At 71.6% G+C, this 18,882-nt stretch carries 14 protein-coding genes; 7 read left to right on the top strand and 7 right to left on the bottom strand.

The genetic code is table 11. The features are described 5' to 3' along the window. Positions 1–16 precede the first annotated feature (16 nt). Both ACW7G5_RS10140 and ACW7G5_RS10135 read right to left on the bottom strand, forming a co-directional pair. Positions 17–2,887, bottom strand: a complete 2,871-nt coding sequence (locus ACW7G5_RS10140; protein ID WP_457004172.1) for a diguanylate cyclase — start codon at positions 2,885–2,887, stop codon at positions 17–19. 168 nt (positions 2,888–3,055) lie between these two features. After that, positions 3,056–4,006 carry a cation diffusion facilitator family transporter gene (locus tag ACW7G5_RS10135; protein WP_457004170.1) on the bottom strand — a complete coding sequence of 317 codons (951 nt, stop codon included), beginning with the start codon at positions 4,004–4,006 and terminating at the stop codon, positions 3,056–3,058. A gap of 180 nt (positions 4,007–4,186) precedes the next feature. On the opposite strand from ACW7G5_RS10135, the gene ACW7G5_RS10130 reads away from it, so the two are divergent. Together ACW7G5_RS10130 and ACW7G5_RS10125 are read left to right on the top strand one after the other, a co-directional pair. Next, entirely contained in the window at positions 4,187–4,369 is a 183-nt protein-coding gene (locus ACW7G5_RS10130; RefSeq protein WP_457004168.1) for an oxidoreductase-like domain-containing protein, read from the top strand. A gap of 37 nt (positions 4,370–4,406) precedes the next feature. Beyond that, positions 4,407–5,630 (top strand): FAD-dependent oxidoreductase, encoded by a 1,224-nt coding sequence (locus ACW7G5_RS10125; RefSeq protein ID WP_457004166.1) that lies wholly within the window; start codon positions 4,407–4,409, stop codon positions 5,628–5,630. 7 nt (positions 5,631–5,637) lie between these two features. Here ACW7G5_RS10125 and mnmG read toward each other — a convergent pair whose 3' ends face one another. Beyond that, entirely contained in the window at positions 5,638–7,527 is a 1,890-nt protein-coding gene (gene mnmG, locus ACW7G5_RS10120; RefSeq protein ID WP_457004164.1) for a tRNA uridine-5-carboxymethylaminomethyl(34) synthesis enzyme MnmG, read from the bottom strand. 403 nt (positions 7,528–7,930) lie between these two features. Continuing rightward, on the bottom strand, positions 7,931–8,695 hold the full coding sequence (locus ACW7G5_RS10115; RefSeq protein ID WP_457004162.1) for a hypothetical protein: 765 nt from the start codon (positions 8,693–8,695) through the stop codon (positions 7,931–7,933). A 262-nt stretch (positions 8,696–8,957) separates the two neighbouring features. On the opposite strand from ACW7G5_RS10115, the gene ACW7G5_RS10110 reads away from it, so the two are divergent. Beyond that, positions 8,958–9,581 (top strand): YdcF family protein, encoded by a 624-nt coding sequence (locus tag ACW7G5_RS10110; RefSeq protein WP_457004161.1) that lies wholly within the window; start codon positions 8,958–8,960, stop codon positions 9,579–9,581. A 6-nt stretch (positions 9,582–9,587) separates the two neighbouring features. Here ACW7G5_RS10110 and ACW7G5_RS10105 read toward each other — a convergent pair whose 3' ends face one another. The 3 genes from ACW7G5_RS10105 to bioH form a co-directional block, all read right to left on the bottom strand. Continuing rightward, on the bottom strand, positions 9,588–10,172 hold the full coding sequence (locus tag ACW7G5_RS10105; protein ID WP_457004159.1) for a hypothetical protein: 585 nt from the start codon (positions 10,170–10,172) through the stop codon (positions 9,588–9,590). 176 nt (positions 10,173–10,348) lie between these two features. Next, positions 10,349–11,245, bottom strand: a complete 897-nt coding sequence (gene bioC, locus ACW7G5_RS10100) for a malonyl-ACP O-methyltransferase BioC (protein WP_457004157.1) — start codon at positions 11,243–11,245, stop codon at positions 10,349–10,351. Beyond that, positions 11,242–12,084 carry a pimeloyl-ACP methyl ester esterase BioH gene (bioH, locus tag ACW7G5_RS10095; RefSeq protein ID WP_457004734.1) on the bottom strand — a complete coding sequence of 281 codons (843 nt, stop codon included), beginning with the start codon at positions 12,082–12,084 and terminating at the stop codon, positions 11,242–11,244. The genes bioC and bioH overlap by 4 nt, the downstream gene beginning before the upstream one ends. A 277-nt stretch (positions 12,085–12,361) precedes the next feature. On the opposite strand from bioH, the gene gabT reads away from it, so the two are divergent. The 4 genes from gabT to ACW7G5_RS10075 all read left to right on the top strand — a co-directional run bounded on the left by gabT (position 12,362) and on the right by ACW7G5_RS10075 (position 18,877). Next, positions 12,362–13,642 carry a 4-aminobutyrate--2-oxoglutarate transaminase gene (gene gabT, locus ACW7G5_RS10090; RefSeq protein ID WP_457004155.1) on the top strand — a complete coding sequence of 427 codons (1,281 nt, stop codon included), beginning with the start codon at positions 12,362–12,364 and terminating at the stop codon, positions 13,640–13,642. A 7-nt stretch (positions 13,643–13,649) separates the two neighbouring features. After that, entirely contained in the window at positions 13,650–15,449 is a 1,800-nt protein-coding gene (locus ACW7G5_RS10085; protein WP_457004153.1) for an aminotransferase-like domain-containing protein, read from the top strand. Between the two features lie 95 nt (positions 15,450–15,544). Then, positions 15,545–16,414 (top strand): carbon-nitrogen hydrolase family protein, encoded by an 870-nt coding sequence (locus tag ACW7G5_RS10080; RefSeq protein WP_457004151.1) that lies wholly within the window; start codon positions 15,545–15,547, stop codon positions 16,412–16,414. 57 nt (positions 16,415–16,471) lie between these two features. Further along, complete coding sequence (locus tag ACW7G5_RS10075) at positions 16,472–18,877, top strand: TonB-dependent receptor (RefSeq protein WP_457004149.1); 2,406 nt, start codon at positions 16,472–16,474, stop codon at positions 18,875–18,877. Positions 18,878–18,882: the final 5 nt, after the last annotated feature.

Below are 18,882 nucleotides of genomic sequence, written 5' to 3'. Positions count from 1 at the left end.
GGGGATGCGGCCCGCCTCAGGCGGCGACGACGCGGTCGCGGCCGCTGCGCTTGGCCTCGTACAGGCGCTCGTCCGCGCGTCGCAGCAGGTCGTCCGGCTGCTCGCCACCGGCGCGTTCCACCAGGCCTGCGCTGATGGTGCACGCCAGGTCGTCGCCGGGCGATGCGACCCGCATCGCGGCGATCTCCATCCGCGCCCGCTCCAGGCGCGGCAGGGCTTCGTCCAGGCCCATGTCGTGGAGCACCACCAGGAACTCCTCGCCGCCGGTCCGCCCCACGAACACCGACGGGTCCCGCAGGGAGTCGCGCAGCCGCGCGCCCACGTGCGCCAGCATCTGGTCGCCGGCCTGGTGCCCGTGGCGGTCGTTGATGGCCTTGAAGCGGTCGACGTCGAGCAGCGCCACGCACAGCGGGCTGCCGGTGGCGGCGGCGCGCGCCACCGCGGACTCCAGGCACAGGTCGCAGGCGCGGCGATTGGGCAGGCCCGTCAGGGCATCGTGGTGGGCCTGGTGGGCGAGCTGCTCCATCAGGTGCTCGCGCTCGCGCGAGGCCTGTTCGAGTTCGGCGTTCTTCTCGCGCAGCTCCTCGGTCCGCTGTGCGACCTTCGACTCCAGCCGCCGCTGGCGCCCGCGCTGGCGGCGACCCAGCCAGGCGTGCGTGCCCGCCAGCAGCAGCGCCAGCAGGCACGCGCCCAGCAGGCGAACCGACGTACGCGCCCACCAGGGCGTCGCAACCCGCAGCTCGACCTGCGCCTGGTTGGCCGGGCGCGACCAGTCGGCCGGTGCGCGCGCCACCTGGACCTCGAAGCGCAGGGTGCCCGCCGGCAGATGGGTGTAGGCCACTTCGCCGGCCGAGCCGGCCTCGATCCAGTCGGCGTCGACGCCCTGCATCCGGTAGCGGTAGCGCAGGCTGTTCGGACTGCGCTGGCTGACGCCGGTGTACTGGATCTGCACGCGCCCGCCGGGCGGGACGTCCGTCGCCGGCGCACCGTCGACCAGGACCCGGTCGATCACCAGCGAAACGTTGCCGGCGGCCGCATCCACGACCCGGGCTGGATCGAAGACCGCGATGCCGGCCGCGGTCGGCATCCACAGTTCGCCGCTGGCCATGCGCCAGCCGGCCGGCGAGCTGCCGCCGTTGGACTGGCGGCTGGGCATGCCGTCGTCGCGGGTGAAGGACTGCATGTCCAGCTGCATCGCATCGCCGCGGTCGATTTCGTCGAACGAGGCACGCGGTATCCGGCTCACGCCCTCGTTGCTGCTGACCCAGAGATTGCCGAAGTCGTCGGAAAGGATCCGGAACAGTGCGCTACCGGTCAGCCCCTGCCGCCGCCCGTAGAGCGTGAAGGCGCCATCGCGGTGGCGCAGCACGCCGCGATCGCTGGCAATCCAGAGCGTGCCGTCGGGATCGGACAGGAAGTCGAAGGCGGACAGGGCCGGAAAATCGACCTGCGGCTCCAGCACCTGCAGGCGGCCATCGGCTCCGCGTCGTGCCAGCCCGCCAAGGAGGCCGATCCACAGCGTGCCGTCGTCGACGTGGTGCAGGGCGCGGACCGGAAGCGTCGGCAGCGTGGGGAAGGGCTGCGCCTCCGCCTGGCCGTCCCGCCAGGCCGTGAGCCCGCGCTCGGTGCCGATCCACAGCGTCCCGTCGGGATCCTCCAGCAGCGCGCGGACATGCTCGGTGGCCAGCGGGCTGCCTTCCGGGACCAGCGCGCGCGCATGCGCCTCGGCACCGGGGTCAAGGTGCATCACGCCGCGGTTGTAGGTGCCCGCCCAGACCCCGCCATCGGAGGCCGGCGCCAGCGACAGCACGGACGCCGACGGCCATCCCGGCCGGGGCATCACGACCTCGACCCGCCCATCGCGGAGGCGGCTCAAGCCGCCGGAATGCCCCACCCAGACCTGGCCGTCGGCCGTCTCCACCAGGCTGCGGACGAAATCGTTGCGCAGGCCCTGCTCCTTGCCCACGCCCCAGACCGGCCCGTCGCCCACGCGGAACAGGCCGTGCGTGGTCCCCATCCAGACCAGCCCCTCGCGCCCTTCGAACAGCGCGCCCGAGGCGAAGCCTTCGATGCCGTGGCGCTGGTCCAGATGCTGCCATTCGCCCTGCCAGTAGCGCAGCAGCGTGCTGTCGGTGGCCGCGACCCAGAGCGCGCCCTGCCGATCCTGGATGAGCCCTTCGGCCGCACCGCTGCGCAGCCGCTCCAGGCGATCGCCGCGGAGCCGCCAGACGCCGAGTTCGCCGGCGATCCACAGAGCGCCGTCCTGCGCCTGTTCCAGGCCCCGGATCTCGCCCGCGGGCAGGCCCAGGCGTTCGCCCAGCGCCTCCATGCGCCCTTCGTGCCAGCGGTACAGGCCGTGGCGGTTACCGGCCAGCAGGCTGCCGTCGGCACGGGCCAGCAACACCAGCACATCGAGTGCCGCCAGCGCGTTCCCATCGTCGACGCGGGCGCAGGCGCCGGCCGCGTCGCCCCGGTACAGGCCTTCGCGGGCCACGATCCAGTAGTCACCGTCGATGCCGGGCGCGACGCGCACAGCCTCCAGTCCGGGGACGTCCGGGCAGGCCGGCCGGGCCTGCCCGCCATCGGGCACGCGCATCAGGCCGAGATCGTCGACCAGCACCAGCATGCCGTCCCCGTGGCGCATGATCTGGCGCGACGCCAGGCGCCGGCCATCGGGGTGGTTGAGGTCCTCGACCTCGCGGAAATCGCGCCCGTCGAAGCGCACCGTGCCTTCCCAGGTCGCGACCCACAGGAAGCCGTCGCCGTCCTGGCCGATCGCATGGACCTGGCCGTGGGGCAGGCCGTCGTCCGCATTCCAGCGCGTGACGGCGTAGCGCTCGGTCGGCTGCGCCGGGTCCAGGGCCCGGGCCGGTCCCGGGGCAAGCATGGCCGCCAGCCACGCGCATGCCAGCCCCGCCGCTGCCAGGACTCGCAAAGCTCGCGCTGAAGTGCAGCGCCTGGATGCATCCATGCTTGGCATGCCGTTCAACGTGCCCCTGTCCCACGTCTTCCCGCCAGTGTAACAACTGCCCCCGACGACGACGCCCGCGCTGGCCTACTCCGCCCACTCCGGGTCGGCGGTGAACTCGACCGTCAGCCAGCGGTTGGGCATGTCGCCGCCGATGGCGTCGCTGATCTCCTCGCGCAGCCGGTCCCACGCCTCCACCGTGCGCGCGGGCGAGCCCGGCGGGACGATGAACACCAGCTCGATCTGGCGGCCGCGCCCGACCCGCGCCACGTAGGCGCGGAAATCGACGAAGCCGTGGCGCAGGACCACGTCCCGGGCCACCTCGTCCACATGCTGCTTCAGGTCCGGCGGCGTCACCAGCAGGATGTCGGCCAGCGCCTGGCGAATGGTGCCCAGCGGCATCGGCAGGATCGCCAGGCACACCAGCGCCAGCACCGCCGGATCGATGTAGGGCGTGATCCAGTGCAGGGTCGTGCCTTCCACCAGCCACCCGACCGCGAACGCCACCAGCAGCGCGCCCGCCAGCAGCGCCGACATCAGCCAGCCCTTGGCGTCGAGCGCGACGAAGCCGGAGCGGATGCGCCGGTTGGCGCGCAGCTGGAACAGCCACATGGCGAAGCTCACCGCGGTGGTCGCCGCCGCGTAGGCCATGGCCATGCCGAACTGCAGCTCGCGGCCGCCGGTCATGAACGCGTCCACGGCGTGGATCAGCGCGTAGATCGCGGCGCCGGTCAGCAGCAGCGCATCGACCCCGAGCACGATCGGCTCCAGGTGCCAGAAGCCCATGGTGAAGCGCTCGACCAGCCGCTGGTTGCGCAGGCCGCCCGCGGTCGAACCGGCGATCAGGCGCGCCACCAGCAGGCCGACCATGGTCATGCAGGCATCGATCAGCGAGTACACGCCGTCGAAGACGATCGCGAACGAGCCCGACAGCAGGCCCATGGCGATGCCCAGGCCGGCGAACAGCAGGATCACCATGACCGAGAGGCGCAGCACCCCCTGCTCGGTGTCGACGCGCAGGCGTCCGCGAGGTTCCACGTCGACCACCCTGGTGTTGCTCCCTTGTCGTGATGTGCGGGCGCGTCGGGCCGGCGCAGTGCATGGCCAGCCCTGGTCCGATCCTCCCCGGGCCAGGCGCGGCTGACAAGCTGAACGTGGTTCCGGTCGACGCCTGCAACGCGTGCAACGCGGGCGGCGCGGATGGGACAATGGCGCGTGATGAGCCAGATCCTGCACACCATCGACAACGATCCGCGCCCGACGCCCCCCGAGGCGCCCTTGCCCAGCGACTGCTGCGACAGCGGCTGCGATCCCTGCGTCAACGATTCCTACGCCGAAGAATTGCAGTACTACCGCGAGCAGCTGGCCAAGTGGCTGGAACGCCACCCCGGCGCGAAGTAGCCCAAGGGCGGCGCTCCAGGCCCTAGACTGCACACCCATGCGCATCGCCATCATCGGCTACGGCACCGCCGGCCAGGCCAGCGCCGTGCAGCTCACCCGCGACGGCCACGACGTCACCGTCTTCGAACGCGTACCGCGTCCGGGGCCGGTGGGCGCGGGCTTCCTGCTGCAGCCCAGCGGCCTGCAGGAGCTGTGGCGGATGGGCCTGCTGGACGAGGTGCTGGCCCATGGCGCCCGCGTCGACCGCCTCTTCGGCGACACGCCCTGCGGACGTGCGGTGATGGACATGCGCTACGCCGGACTCGACGACCGCCTGTACGGCGTCGGCCTGCAGCGCGGCGCGCTGTTCTCGATCCTCGCGCGCGCCTGGCCCGAGCGCGCCGCGCGGCTGCAGGCCGGCTGCGACATCGTTTCGGTGGATCCGGACCGCGGCCTGCTGCGCGACGCCGGCGGCTGCGAACACGGTCCGTTCGACCTGGTGGTGGTCGCCGATGGCGCCGCCTCGCAGCTGCGCGGCACCGTCGACCGGCCGCGGGTCGACCGGCCGTATCCATGGGGCGCGCTGTGGTGCCTGCTGCCGGCCGGCGCCTGGCCGCACGTGGCCGAGCTGCGCCAGCGCTACGTGGCCGCGCGCAAGATGATCGGGCTGCTGCCCGTCGGCCACTGCACGGTGGACCCGACGCGCAAGCTGAGCTTCTTCTGGAGCCTGCGCACGGATGCGTTCGGGGACTGGGAGCGCGCCGGCCTGGACGCCTGGCACGACGAACTGCAGCAGCTGTGGCCGGAGGCGTCCGATGTCCTGGGCGGGATCACCGGTGCCGCGCAGCTGGCCCCGGCGCGCTACCGCGACACCACCATGCGCCGCCTGCACCAGGGCCGCGTGGTGCTGGTGGGCGACGCCGCCCACGCCATGAGCCCGCAGCTCGGCCAAGGCGTGAACATGGCGCTGATGGACGCGCGCGCGCTGGCTGCTGCGCTGGGCCGCGAGGCCTCGCTAGCCGCCGCCCTGGACGCGTACCAGCGCGAACGCAGCCGGCACGTCTGGATCTACCAGATGTGGAGCCGCTGGCTGACCCCGCTGTTCCAGTCCGGGCACGACACCGTGGCCCGGCTGCGGGACGCGGCGTTCCTGCCGATGGGGCGCATGCCCGGCGGCCGTACGCAGATGCTGCGGGTGCTGACGGGGACGCGTTCGGGACTGTTCGGCACGCTCGGGCTGGACGATGCATTCGTCGCGGCGGCAACGGCCGGGACGGACTGAAGACCCCTCAGGCCGCGGCGATGCGCCGCGCGCGCTCCAGATGCACCAGCAGCAGCGAGATCGCCGCCGGGGTCATGCCCGGGATGCGCTGCGCCTGGCCGATGGTCTGCGGCCGCACCTGCTCCAGCTTCTGGCGCAGCTCGGCCGACAGCCCGCGCACGGCGGCATAGTCGAAGCCGTCGCCGATCACCGCGCCTTCGCTGCGCTGCTGGCGTGCGATCTCCTCGCGCTGGCGCTCGAGGTAGCCGGAGTACTTGGCTTCGATCTCGACCTGTTCGGCGACCGCGGGATCGTCCACCGCGGGACCGAACGACGGCACCGCGGCGAGCTTCGCGTAGCCAAGCTCCGGCCGGCGCAGCAGGTCCAGGCCGCTGCACTCGCGGCTGATGTCGATGCCCAGCACTGCGGACGCGTCGCGCCCCGCGGCGTTGTTCGGCGAGGCCCACAAGGCGCCAAGCCGCTGCGTCTCCGCGGCCACCGCGTCGCGCTTGCGCGCGAACCCGTCCCAGCGCGCGTCGTCGACCAGGCCCAGCTCGCGGCCCACCGGCGTCAGCCGCAGGTCGGCGTTGTCCTCGCGCAGCTGCAGGCGGTACTCGGCGCGCGAGGTGAACATGCGGTAGGGCTCGACGGTGCCGTGGGTGATGAGGTCGTCCACCAGAACGCCGATGTAGGCCTGGTCGCGGCGCGGCGCGAAACCTTCGTGGCCCTGCACCGCGCGCGCGGCATTGGCGCCGGCGAGCAGGCCCTGCGCCGCGGCCTCTTCGTATCCGGTGGTGCCGTTGATCTGGCCGGCGAAGTACAGCCCGGCCACGGCCTTGGTCTCCAGCGTGGCCTTCAGCCCGCGCGGATCGAAGAAGTCGTATTCGATCGCATAGCCCGGCCGGGTGATGTGCGCGCGCTCGAAGCCCTGCACCGAGCGCACCAGCTCCAGCTGCACGTCGAAGGGCAGCGAGGTCGAGATGCCGTTGGGATAGATCTCGGCCACGTCCAGGCCCTCGGGCTCGACAAACACCTGGTGGCTGGCCTTCTCGGCGAAGCGCACCACCTTGTCTTCGATCGACGGGCAGTAGCGCGGTCCGGTGCCTTCGATCTGCCCGGAGTACAGCGGCGAGCGGTGCAGCGCGCCGCGGATGATGTCGTGCGTGCGCTGCGTGGTCTGGGTGATCCAGCACGAGACCTGACGCGGATGGTCGGCGTGCGAACCCATGAACGAGAACACCGGGCGCGGATCGTCGCCGGGCTGCTCGACCATCACCGAGTAGTCGAGGCTGCGGCCGTCGATGCGCGGCGGCGTGCCGGTCTTCAGCCGGTCGACCACGAAGGGGCCTTCGCGCAGGCGTTCGGCCAGGCGCACCGAGGGCGGATCACCCATGCGACCGCCGGCGTGCTGCGCTTCACCGACGTGGATGCGGCCAGCCAGGAACGTCCCCGCGGTCAGGACCACCGCCGGCGCCTCGAAGCGCAGGCCGGTGTTGGTGATGGCGCCACGCACCGCGCCGCCCTCGATCACCAGGTCGTCGACCGCGGCCTGGAACACGCTCAGGTTCGGCTGTGCTTCCACCGCGCTGCGGATGAAGGCCCGGTACAGCGCGCGATCGGCCTGGCAGCGCGTGGCGCGCACCGCGGGGCCCTTGGACGCATTGAGTCGCCGCCACTGGATGCCGGCGGCATCGGCGGCGCGCGCCATGACGCCGCCCAGCGCATCGATCTCGCGCACGAGGTGGCCCTTGCCGATGCCGCCAATCGCGGGATTGCAGCTCATGGCACCGATGGTCTCGATGCTGTGGGTCAGCAGCAGCGTGCGCGCACCCGCACGCGCGGCGGCCAGCGCGGCTTCGGTGCCGGCGTGGCCGCCGCCGATGACGATGACGTCGTGGCGGTGGAAGTTGTGATCCATATCGCAATTATGGCGCTTGGAGGCGGACGGGCATCGACCGCCGGGAAAGTTGGCACGCTACCTGCGTCCGATACAGGCGCACCCGGGATGGCAATCGCCCAGGGGGCGTGGCCGGAGATTGGAACAGGGCTGGCCAAGCGCATCCAGGGGAAGCGAAGGGGCCGAACGTCGGGGGACGTTCGGCCCCGTTTTTTTCCCGGGCTCCGGGCGGCGCATTGCGCCTTGTCTGGAGCCGACCCCCGGCGGGAGCGGAACAGGGGGGATCCGGGATCCCCCGCCGGGTGTCGACATTGGTCACCCCGTATTACGTCAGGAAGCGACGCAACCGGTCAGTCGGCCCTAGCTTGCGACGACTGGCGTCCGTGCGCAAGCGCAAAAGCGCCGATTGCGGCATCCCGTCGCGCTACTCCTCCCGTACCCGGGTACGCGCGGCTTCAGGCGACCGCCTTGAAGGGGCCGAGCGCGGCGTTGCCGGGCGTGACGGTGCAACCTGCGGCATCGGGCGCGCGGGCGCGGGCCGCGCATGTGCCGGTGACGACACCCGCGGCGTGGCGGAACGAGTTGCCGATGTCCGTGGCGTCGCCGGCAACGGAGCCGATACGCGGGACGGCGTGGTTCTTGTCGGTGCGGCCCGACCCGGCATCGCGCGCGAAGGGGTGGACATCCGCACGGGGCCATTGCCACCGCGCGGCGGTGCCACCGGCCGCCGGTTCTCACGCAGCTCGCGCAGACGGTCGCGCGGACGCGCCGCGGTGTCCGCACCCGGCACCTGCTGTGGAGGCAGGGGCCGGCTCATCGGCGGAGCGCCGTCGTCACGCGGGGGACGGTTGTGGTTCGGCGGGCGGTGCGGACGGTGCGGGCGGTAATACCCGGGCCAACCGTAGCCGTAACGGGAATACCCGCTGTACCAGGGATAGCTCCAGGATCCGTACAGCCCGCCGTAGTATCCGCGGGCCCGGTAGTACCCGGGCGCACCGTAGGCGGGGCCGCCGTAGTAACCGGAACCGTAGCCATACCCGCCGTAGGGCGCGTAATAGCCGTCGTCGTAGTACGACGAATCGCCGTAGTAGTAGTCACCGTAGCCGTAGCCGGCGTAATCGCTGTAGCCATAGCCCGTGGCGCAGCCGGTCAACAGGGCCACGGCGAGGACGATGAGGATCTTGCGCATGTCGCTTCCCCCCCAAGGGTGAGTGCCACCACAGGGTCGGCCCCGGCCATTGAACAGGGCCTGACCCCGGGTTGACGGGCGTCGGTGCTGAACCATGCGTTCAACTCCGCTAGTCTGGACCCATGTCTCCCGCCGTGGCCATTCCCGACGACATCCTGGCCGCCGCGGCCCGGGCCGCTCCACCCATGCGCGCCATCCCGGCACCGGGTTCCGCCGCCCGCGACGGCTTGCGCGCGGGCCTCGACGCAGCGCGGTGGGTCGCATGAGGCGCCGCAGGCGCCACGACCAGGGGCGGCGGCCGCGCCGGGGACTGCGCTGGCTGTTCCGGCTCGCGTTGGTGGCCACGCTCTGGCTGCTCGGGGTGGCGGCGTGGATCGTCCACGTCGGCAGCCGCGACCAGGCCGGCCCCGCCGATGCCATCGTGGTCCTGGGTGCGGCGGCCTACGACACCCGGCCTTCACCGGTATTCACCGAACGCATCCGCCACGGCATCGATCTGTACGAACAGGGGCATGCGCCGGTACTGGTGTTCACCGGCGGCTACGGCGACGGAGCACGTTTTTCCGAATCACAGGTCGCGCGCACCTTCGCGCTCCGCGCCGGCGTGCCCGAGCAGGCGATCCTGATCGAGACCCTGTCGCGGACCACCTGGCAGAACCTGGCACGCAGTCGCGACCTGCTGTCCGACCACGGCCTGCAGCGCGTGATCGTGGTCAGCGACCCGCTGCACATGGCGCGCGCGCTGCGCCTGGCCCGCCAGCTGGGCATCGACGCCGTCGGTTCGCCGACGCCGAGCACCCGCTTCCGCAGCTTCCGCACGCAGTGGCGCTTCCTGGCGCGCGAGGTCTACTTCTTCCATCGCGACCTGGTGGTCTCGCCCGACTGACCGGCCTCAGCGCGGATCGCCGACCAGGGTCAGGCCTTCGCGCAGCAGCCAGCGCGTGGCCGCGGCACGATCGGCCTGCGGCAGGCCGTCAAGCACGCCCACGAGCCAGCGGAACGAGCGGCAGCGCGCCTCGCGGCTGGCCTCGTCAGTGCCCTCGCTGGCCATGCCGAGCATGAAGCCCTCATGCAGGAAGGTGGCGCTGACCGCGGCCGACTTCAGCACCTGGCGGGCGTGCTCCGGGTCATAGGGCTGCACCTGGCCCTGCAGGCCGGTCATCGCGATGTCAGTGAAGGCCAGGGCGAAGCGCTCACGGCTGGCGTCATCGAGGCGGTCGACGGCGCGCTGGAAGGCGGCCACGTCACGCGCGGCGCCGGGATCGAACAGCGCGCACAGGGCGCCGGACTCGGTGTCGGAGCGCGAACTGGCGTGGACGGCCTTGAACAGGCGGTCGATGGCCGGATCGGGTGCGCGCAGCAGGACTTCGTCGCCCAGCGACAGCACCGCGGCGGGATCGAGCTGCGACAGGTCGATCGAATAGCGCTGCGCGGACACCGGCAGCGCGACGCAGGTCCCAAGAAGGATGGCGCACATGGCAGGCACCGCACGCAGCGAGCGCCGGCGCGGGGACAGCGGCGCGCGTGCCGGGATGGCCGGGCTGCGGAGAGCGGGACCGGCAGGGAGAGGCTGAGGGACGACAGTCGGCATGGCGCGAGTGTAAGCAGCGGCATGCGGCGCTGGATGAACCGTGGCCGCCGCGCGCGCGCGCCTCAACCCCGGCGTCGGCGCACCGGGATGCCCGATGCGGGGAAGCGCGCCACGTCCTCGCCGCCTTCGCGGATCGGCTGGCCGTGCGCCGGCGCCCAGGCCATCGCGGTGATGGTTTCCCAGGTGGCAGGCAGCAGGCCGTCGTCGCCACGCCACTGCTCGTAGGCGGCCCGTGCGGCAACGAAGCGTCCGCGGCCGGTCAACGCGCGGCGCCTGGTGGCCAGGGCATTGGTGGCGCCGAGCTCGCGCAGTCCGCGCATCAGCCCGGCCATCTCGGCGTGGCCATGCACATCGACGTCGCGATCGAGCACGGGATCGCGGAAGCCGGCGCGCATCAGCGCATCGCCGAACTCGGCGATGCCGGCGAACGGCGACACGTGCGCGGCTTCCCGATCGGCCTCGGCGAAGGCCGCGCGCAGCTCGTGCAGGGTGCCGGGGCCGAAGGTCGAGCACAGCAGCATCCCGCCGGGGCGCAACACGCGGCGGAAGCCGGCGAACAGCGCGTCCAGGTCCTCGACCCACTGCAGGCACAGGTTGCTGAAGATCAGGTCGACGCTGTCGTCGGCCAGCGGCAGCGCGCGCGCGTCGGCGCAGATGCGGTCGATCGGGCGCTGCAGCGGGTTCCAGCCGCGCTTGGGCGCGACCTGGCGCAGCATCGGCAGGGCGAGGTCGATCGCGACCACGCGCGCCTTCGGCCAGCGCTGGCGCAGCGCGACCGCGGCGGTACCGGGGCCGCTGCCGAGGTCGACGATGTCCGCCGGCGCCTGCTCGCCGAGGTATTCCAGCGATTCCAGCAGGCGCGACTCGACCTCGCGCTGCAGGTCGGCGGCGGCGGAGTAGCTGCTGGCCGCGCGCGAGAAGGCGCGGCGGACCTGCTGGCGGTCGAAGATGTGGTTCATGCGGTCCCCGCCTGTGTGTCGACGGGCACGGCCGCCGCGTCGAGTCGCGCCCGTGCGAGGAAACCGGCGATCGCGTCGGCGACCTCGTCGGCATGGGTCAGGAACGGCGCGTGGCCGCCGTGTTCGATCTGGACGAACCCGGCACCGGGGGCGCGTTCGGCTGCGGCGCGCATGGCGCGCGGATCAACCACGCGGTCGCGGCGGCCGGCGATCCAGAGGCTGGGCACCTCGAGCATCGGCAGCAGCGGCCGCTGGTCGATTTCATGCAGCAGGTCGAGTCCCCGCGCGAGTGCTGCAGCTGGCGGCTCGCCGCGCGCGAACACCTCGCTGCGCAGCGCACGCAGTTCGCCACGGGGGTCGTCGGAGCCGAAGGCTTCCAGCGCGATGAAGCGTTCGAGCGTGCCGTGGTAGTCGCTGCGCAGGCCTTCGGCGAAACCGGCAAAGATTTCGGGTGACATGCCGTAGCGGCCTGTGTCGTCGATCGCGGATGTAGCCGCGATTCCCGCAGCATCGCGCACGAAGCGCGGCGCCGAACACACCATCACCAGTCCTGGAACCAGTTCGGGCCGCGTTGCCGCTGCGCGCAGGGCGAACATGCCGCCCAGCGACCAGCCCAGCCACGGCGCCACCGGCACGCGCGCGGCCACGGCCTCGACCACGGCCTCCGGCTCCAGCGGCACCGCGCTGTCGCGGCTGCGGCCGTGGCCCGGCAGGTCGACCAGGTGCAGCTCGAAGCGATCGGCCAGGCGTTCGACCAGAGGTGCGAACACGCCGCCGTGCATCGCCCAGCCGTGTAGCAGCACCAGCGGCGCGCCGCGGCCGCGGACGTCGATGTGCAGGCTGGCGGTCACGTGGCCGCCGGCGTCTGGTGGAGCAACTGGCGGCGCGATTTGCGGGCATCGCGGGGGGCGGGCATGGGGGCTTTTCCGGCTGGAATCGACGCGGTGGACCGGGAAGTCTGGAAACCGCGCTCCCCACTGTCAACCAAAGCCACCCCGCGGCGGTTGACGACAACCCCGCACGCCGCGACTCTGGCCCCATCAACTGTCATTCACTGGCCCTATGACCACCCCCGCGGCCCTCGCAGTCTGGCCCCATCACCAAGGAGCCCAGACCGTGACCGACAACCAAGACCTGCTGCAGCGGCGCGCCACCGCGATCCCGCGCGGCGTGGCCACCGCGATGCCCAACTTCGCCGCCCGCGCCGAGAACGCCGAGCTGTGGGACACCGAGGGCCGGCGCCTGGTCGATTTCGCCGGCGGCATCGCCGTGCTCAACGTCGGCCACCGCCATCCGAAAGTGATGGCCGCGGTGCAGGAGCAGCTGGGCCTCTACACCCACACCGCCTTCCAGGTGATGGCCTACGAGCCCTACGTGGCGCTGGCCGAACGCCTGAACGCGCTGGCCCCGATCGACGGCCCGGCCAAGACCATCCTGTTCTCGACCGGCGCCGAGGCGGTGGAGAACGCGGTCAAGATCGCCCGCGCCGCGACCCGCCGGCATGCGGTGATCGCCTTCTCCGGCGGCTTCCATGGCCGCAGCTTCATGGCCATGGCGATGACCGGCAAGACCGTGCCTTACAAGCGCGGCTTCGGGCCGATGCCGGGCGGCGTGTTCCACCTGCCGTTCCCGGCCGCGCACAAGGGCAGCACGGTGGCGCAGAGCCTCGAAGCGCTGGACGCGCTGTTCCGCACCGACGTGTCGCCGGACGAAGTGGCGGCGATCGTCATCGAGCCGGTGCAGGGCGAGGGCGGCTTCCTGCCCGCGCCCACCGAGCTGCTGGTCGCGCTTCGGGCGATCGCCGACGAGCACGGCATCGTCCTGGTCGCCGACGAGGTGCAGACCGGGTTCGCGCGCACCGGCCGCATGTTCGGCATCGAGCACAGCGGCGTGCACCCGGACCTGATCGTGGTCGCCAAGTCGCTGGCCGGCGGCTTCCCGCTGTCGGGCGTGACCGGTCGCGCCGAACTGATGGATGCGGCCGAGCCCGGCGGGCTGGGCGGCACCTATGCCGGCTCGCCAATCGCCTGCGCCGCCGCGCTGGCGGTGCTGGACGTGATCGAGGACGAGGCGCTGCTGGAGCGCGCGCGCGTGTTGGGTGCACGCGTGGAAGAACGCCTCGCGGCCTTCGCGGCACGCGACGACCTGAGGCCGATCGGCAACGTCCGCGGCCTCGGCTCGATGCTCGCCTTCGACCTGCTGGCCAGGCGTGGCGCAGCCGAGCCCGACCCCGCGGCCACGCGCGCCGTGCTGCAGCGCGCGCATGCGCTGGGCCTGGTGCTGCTGGGCTGCGGCAACCTCGGCGAATCGATCCGCCTGCTGTACCCGCTGACCATTCCCGACGCGGTGTTCGACGAGGGCATGGCGCTGCTGGAAGAGGCCCTGAAGGCCGACTAGGAGCGCGATGAGCAACGAACCCGGCACCACCGAGCTGCTGTCGATCACCCTGGACCCGGGCAGCCCCCTGAGCCTGCAGCAGCAGCTGCGGCAACAGGTGATCGACGCCATCCACCGCGGTGCGCTGCGCCCGGGGCGGCGGCTGCCGTCGTCGCGCCTGCTGGCCGAGCGCATCGGCGTTTCGCGCAACACCGTCAGCCTGGCCTATGACGCGCTGATCGCCGAAGGCCACCTCGCCAGCCGGCCGCGCAGCGGGCTGTTCGTATCGGCCGGCGCGCCGGGCTCGGCGGTGGGACGCGCGGCGCGCGGGATCGCGCCGGTGTCGCCGCTGTCGCTGCGCATGCGCCCGGCGTCGGACGAAGCCGGCTTCCGCTGCCCGCAGCACTGGCACCGCTATCCCTATCCTTTCATCGACGGGCGCGTGGATGCGGAACTGGCGCCGGTGGCCGAGTGGAGCGAGGCGATCCGCCTGGCCGGCTCGCGCCATGAAGTAGTGCAGTGGCCGCTGGAGGCCGGCAGCCGCGACGATTCGATGCTCGTCGAGGAGATGCGCGGCAAGGTGCTGCCGATGCGCGGCATCGAAGCCGGCACCGACGAGGTGCTGGTGACGTTGTCCGGCCGCCAGGCGCTGCAGATCGCCGGCGAGATCCTGGTCCGGCGCGGCACGCCGGTGGTGCTGGAGCGGCCGACCGACCCTGAACTCGAGCGCCGCCTGCGCCGGCGCAACGTCGAGGTCTCGATCCTGGACCCGGCCCTGCGCACGCCGCTGCCGCAGGGCGCGGTGGTGGTCACCAGCGCGCGCCACGGCATCGCCGCCGGCTCCGACTGGCCGCAAAGGCTGCTCAAGCGGGTGGCCGAGGCCGACGGCCTCCTGATCGAACAGGATGTGCCGGCGGGCGTGCAGGACGGCGGCCGCGTGGCACCGGCGCTGCGCGCGCTCGACCAGGAGGGGCGCGTGGTCTACGTCGGCAGCCTGGCGCCCTCGGCGTCCTGCGGCGAACCCCCCGGGGTGCTGGTGGCGCCGGCGGTCTTCATCGAGCGTGCGCGCCGCATCCGCCGCCACCAGGGCGCCGTTCCGCCGCGCGTGCTGCAGCGGGCCTGGGCCTATTTCATCGGCCTGGGGCACTACTCGGCGTCGCTGGTGCGCGCCGGCCGCATTCTCGCCGAGCGCCGCACCGCTCTGCGCGACGCGCTCAACCACTACCTGCACGAACTGGTGGTCATCGAGACCTCGCCCGGCGCAAGCGCCTACCGCGTCAGCCTGGGCGTGGACATGGATGCGCACGAACTGGCGCGGCAGGCGGCCCTGGTCGGCGTGCTGGTCGAGCCGCTGCGCTATGCCGACGGCCGCGAAGCGCTGTGCATGGGCGTGACCGGAGTGCCGGCCGACCGCATCCGCGAGGGCGTGCGCAGCCTCGCGCGCCTGGTACGCGGTGATCTGGCACCGGCCTCGCGCCGCCTCGACGACGAAGCCGGCGCGCCGCTTGACGACAAGGCCCTGCGACGGCTGATGGCCGGCAGCAGCCTGCTTTACAGCACCGTCTACGGCGAGCCGTGCACGCTGGAGATCCACGCCGAAGGCGGGCTGTCGGGCACCGCCGGCTACACCGACGAAGACCGCGACCAGGGCCACTGGTGGATCGAGGACGGCCGCTGGTACCGCCAGTGGCGCTCCTGGGCCTATGGCGAAGCCTCGGGTTTCACCGTGCTGCTGGATGGCGACCAGGTGCGCTTCTACGGCGAAGACCGCCTGCTGGTGGACACCGCGCTGCTGACGCGCAAACCGGGCACGCGCCGGCGCAAGTAGACGCACTGGCCCTACCGCTTGACCCCAACTGGATCTAAGCGCGGACGCGAAGGCAGGCCACCGTCGGCCTCGTGCACATCGAACAGGACCACGCCTTGGCCAACAGGGACGCTTCATCCACTTTCGGGATCGCCGGGCTGCAGCTCGACCTCGCGCCCGGCGACAACATCGAACGGATCGCCCGGGAGGTGACCCAGGTCGCCAAGCGCTTCCCGTGGGTGCGGATGGTGATGCTGGGCGAGCTGTGCGGCTTTGGCGGCAACACCGCCCACGCGCAGTGCCTGCCCGGCGACGCCGAAGACATCCTGCGCGGCGTTGCCCGCGACAGCGGCATCTGGCTGATCCCCGGCTCGCTGTACGAGCGCGACGGCGACACGGTCTACAACACCACGCCGGTGATCGATCCCGAGGGCAAGGTCATCGCGCGCTACCGCAAGATGTTCCCGTTTGCGCCCTATGAGCGCGACGTCGCGCCCGGCAGCGAGTTCGTGGTGTTCGACGTGCCCGGCGCCGGCCGCTTCGGGGTGTCGATCTGCTACGACATGTGGTTCCCGGAGACCACGCGCTCGCTGGCGGCCATGGGCGCGGAGGTGATCCTGCACCCCACGCTGACCAACACCATCGACCGCGACGCCGAGCTTGCGATCGCCCGCGCCAGCGCCGCCACCAACCAGGTCTATTTCGTCGACATCAACGTCGCCGGCACGCTGGGCGTCGGCCGTTCGGTGGTCTGCGGGCCGGGCGGCGAAGTCATCCACCAGGCCGGCAGCGGCCGGGAAGTGATCGCGTTCGAGGTCGACTTCGCCCATGTGCGCCGTTGCCGCGAACGCGGCTGGCAGGGCCTGGGCCAGCCTCTGAAGAGTTTCCGTGACAGCACCGTGGCCTTTCCGGCCTACGGCGCCGCCGCCGCGCCGTCGACCGCACTGGATGCGCTCGGCCCGCTGCGGCTGCCCGACGCCGGGTAACGCCGCACCACATCCGCCACGTTTCGATTTCTTGCCTGGGGAGGCCGAGAGAACACCATGAACGCACCGAACACTCGCAAGACCCCGCAGCACCTTCGCCCGCGCTGTTCGCCGCTCGCGATCGCAATCATGGCCGGACTGCTTGCGCAGGCACCGGCGTTCGCGCAGGACGCGTCGCCCGCAGACGCGCCAGCCAGCCAGCCGACCGAACTCGACACCATCGTCGTGACCGCGCAGGGCCGCGAGCAGGACATCCTCGCGGTGCCTTACAACATCAGCGTGGTCTCCGGCGAAGCGATCGAGCAGCAGAACATCCTCGACACCGCCGAGCTGATGCGCGGCGTCGCCGGCGTCGGCGTGGTCGACCGCGGCGCGCGCAACTCCAGCGTGGTCAGCGGCATCCGCATCCGCGGCCTCAACGTCGACAGCTCGGCGCTGGGCGATTACGCGGTCTCGGCAATGTCGACGGTGGCGACCTACGTCGACAACACGCCGCTGTTCGCCAACTTCCTGCTCTCCGACATCGACCGGGTGGAAGTGCTGCGCGGCCCGCAGGGCACGCTGTATGGCTCCGGTGCGCTCGGCGGCGCGGTGCGCTTCCTGCTGCGCCAGCCCGAGCTGGGTGCATGGGACGCACGGGCGAGTTTCAGTGCGTCCAGCGTGGAAGGCTCCAGCGGCATCGGCACGTCGGGATCCGGCACCCTGAACATTCCGGTGGCCGAGACGGTGGCCTTGCGCCTGAACGTCACCAGCAACGACTTCGCCGGCGTCACCGACTACCGCAACGTCTATCGCCTGGATGCCGAGGGCATCCCGACCGCGCCGGACGGCATCTTCGCCGAGACGGCGGAATATGAGCGGATCCGCGACGCCGACACCGTGCGCCAGCACTACGGCCGCGCGTCGCTGTTGTGGAAGCCAAGCGACACCTTCGACCTGACGCTCAGCTACATGGCGCAGGCCGACCGCTTCGGCGGCCGCCGCGGCACCAGCCTGGGCAACGACGGCTGGGGCGTGCCCTATGACGACCTCGAGATCGGCTCGGTGCAGCGTGAGCCGGCGGCGCGCCACGTCAATCTGTCGAGCCTGGAAGCCAACGTCGACCTCGGCTTCGCCACACTGACCTCCAGCACCTCGGCGTACAACCACGAAGGCGACATCGCCAGTGAGAACACCGGCTTCTACGCCCAGAACGGCTGGCTCGGCTTCTATTACAACTACCCGCGGCCGCTGGCCTCGGCGAAGCGCGGCTACGGCGAGAAGGCCTTCACCCAGGAGCTGCGCCTGGTCTCGAAGACCGAAGGCCGGTTCGACTACGTGCTCGGCGCGTACTACCAGGACCAGGACCGCTTCGCGACGCAGGTGAGCTACCTGCACGGCTTCAAGCGCTGGTGGGACGCGGCGTTCCCGGGCGCCGAGGCCGCGGTGACCGGCGACGTCGACTTCGACTACCGCCAGGACGAGAAATTCCAGGAGACCGCGGTGTATGGCGAACTGACCTGGCACGCCACCGACACCCTGCAGTTCACCGGCGGCTTCCGTCATTTCCGCCACGAGGCGGAGACCGACGTCGCGCAGACCACGAGCAACTGGGCGTCGCTGGTCGACAGCTCGACCTCGCACGGTGAAGAAAGCGACACCCGCACGCTGTTCAAAGGCAACGCTTCGTGGTTCTTCGCCCCCGGCCACCAGCTCTACGCCACCGTTTCGGAGGGCTATCGCCGCGGCGGCACCAACGGCACCCCGACCACCGGCAACTTCGCCGAAGACCCGGCCTGGACCACCTACAAGTCCGACACCGTGCGCAACCACGAGTTGGGCTTCAAGGGGCGCGCCGGGCGGATGACCTACAACGCCAACGTGTTCTACGTCGACTGGAAGGACCCGCAGGTCAACAGCTCGACCACGCTCTGGGGCTTCTTCGCGGTGCAGAACGCCGAGAAGGCCAGCACCCGCGGCGTCGAGCTGGAGCTGGCCGGCGGCATCGGCGAGGGCTTCAACTACAACCTCGGCTACACCTACACCCAGGCCAAACTGGAGGCCGACGCGGTGGCCGCGGACGGCGCCTATCTCTACGGACTCAAGGGCGACTCGCTGCCCGGCGTGTCCGAGCACCGCTTCAACGCCGGCGGCAGCTACGGCCTCGCCGTGGGTCGCGGCCTGCTGACGCTGCGCGGCGACGCGTATTACCAGTCCGAGTCCGAGAACGCGCTCAGCCTGAATCCGAAGTTCCAGCGCACGCTAGACGGCTTCGCGATCTTCAACGCATCGGCGACCTACAGCATCGACAGCTGGGACGTGACGCTGTGGGCGAAGAACCTTGCCAACGAAGAAGGCGTCAGCGGCATCTACACCGAGCAGTACATGGGCACCGCGCCAACGGAGGGCTACTTCGGCAACGGCTCCAAGGCGCTGGTCGCGCTGCCGCGCACCGTGGGCGTGACCATCGGCTACCGTTTCTGACATGC

The organism is Luteimonas sp. A501, from assembly GCF_054052085.1.
Note: the sequence above shows the minus strand (reverse complement) of the source record. Positions and strands in the feature narration are given on the sequence as shown.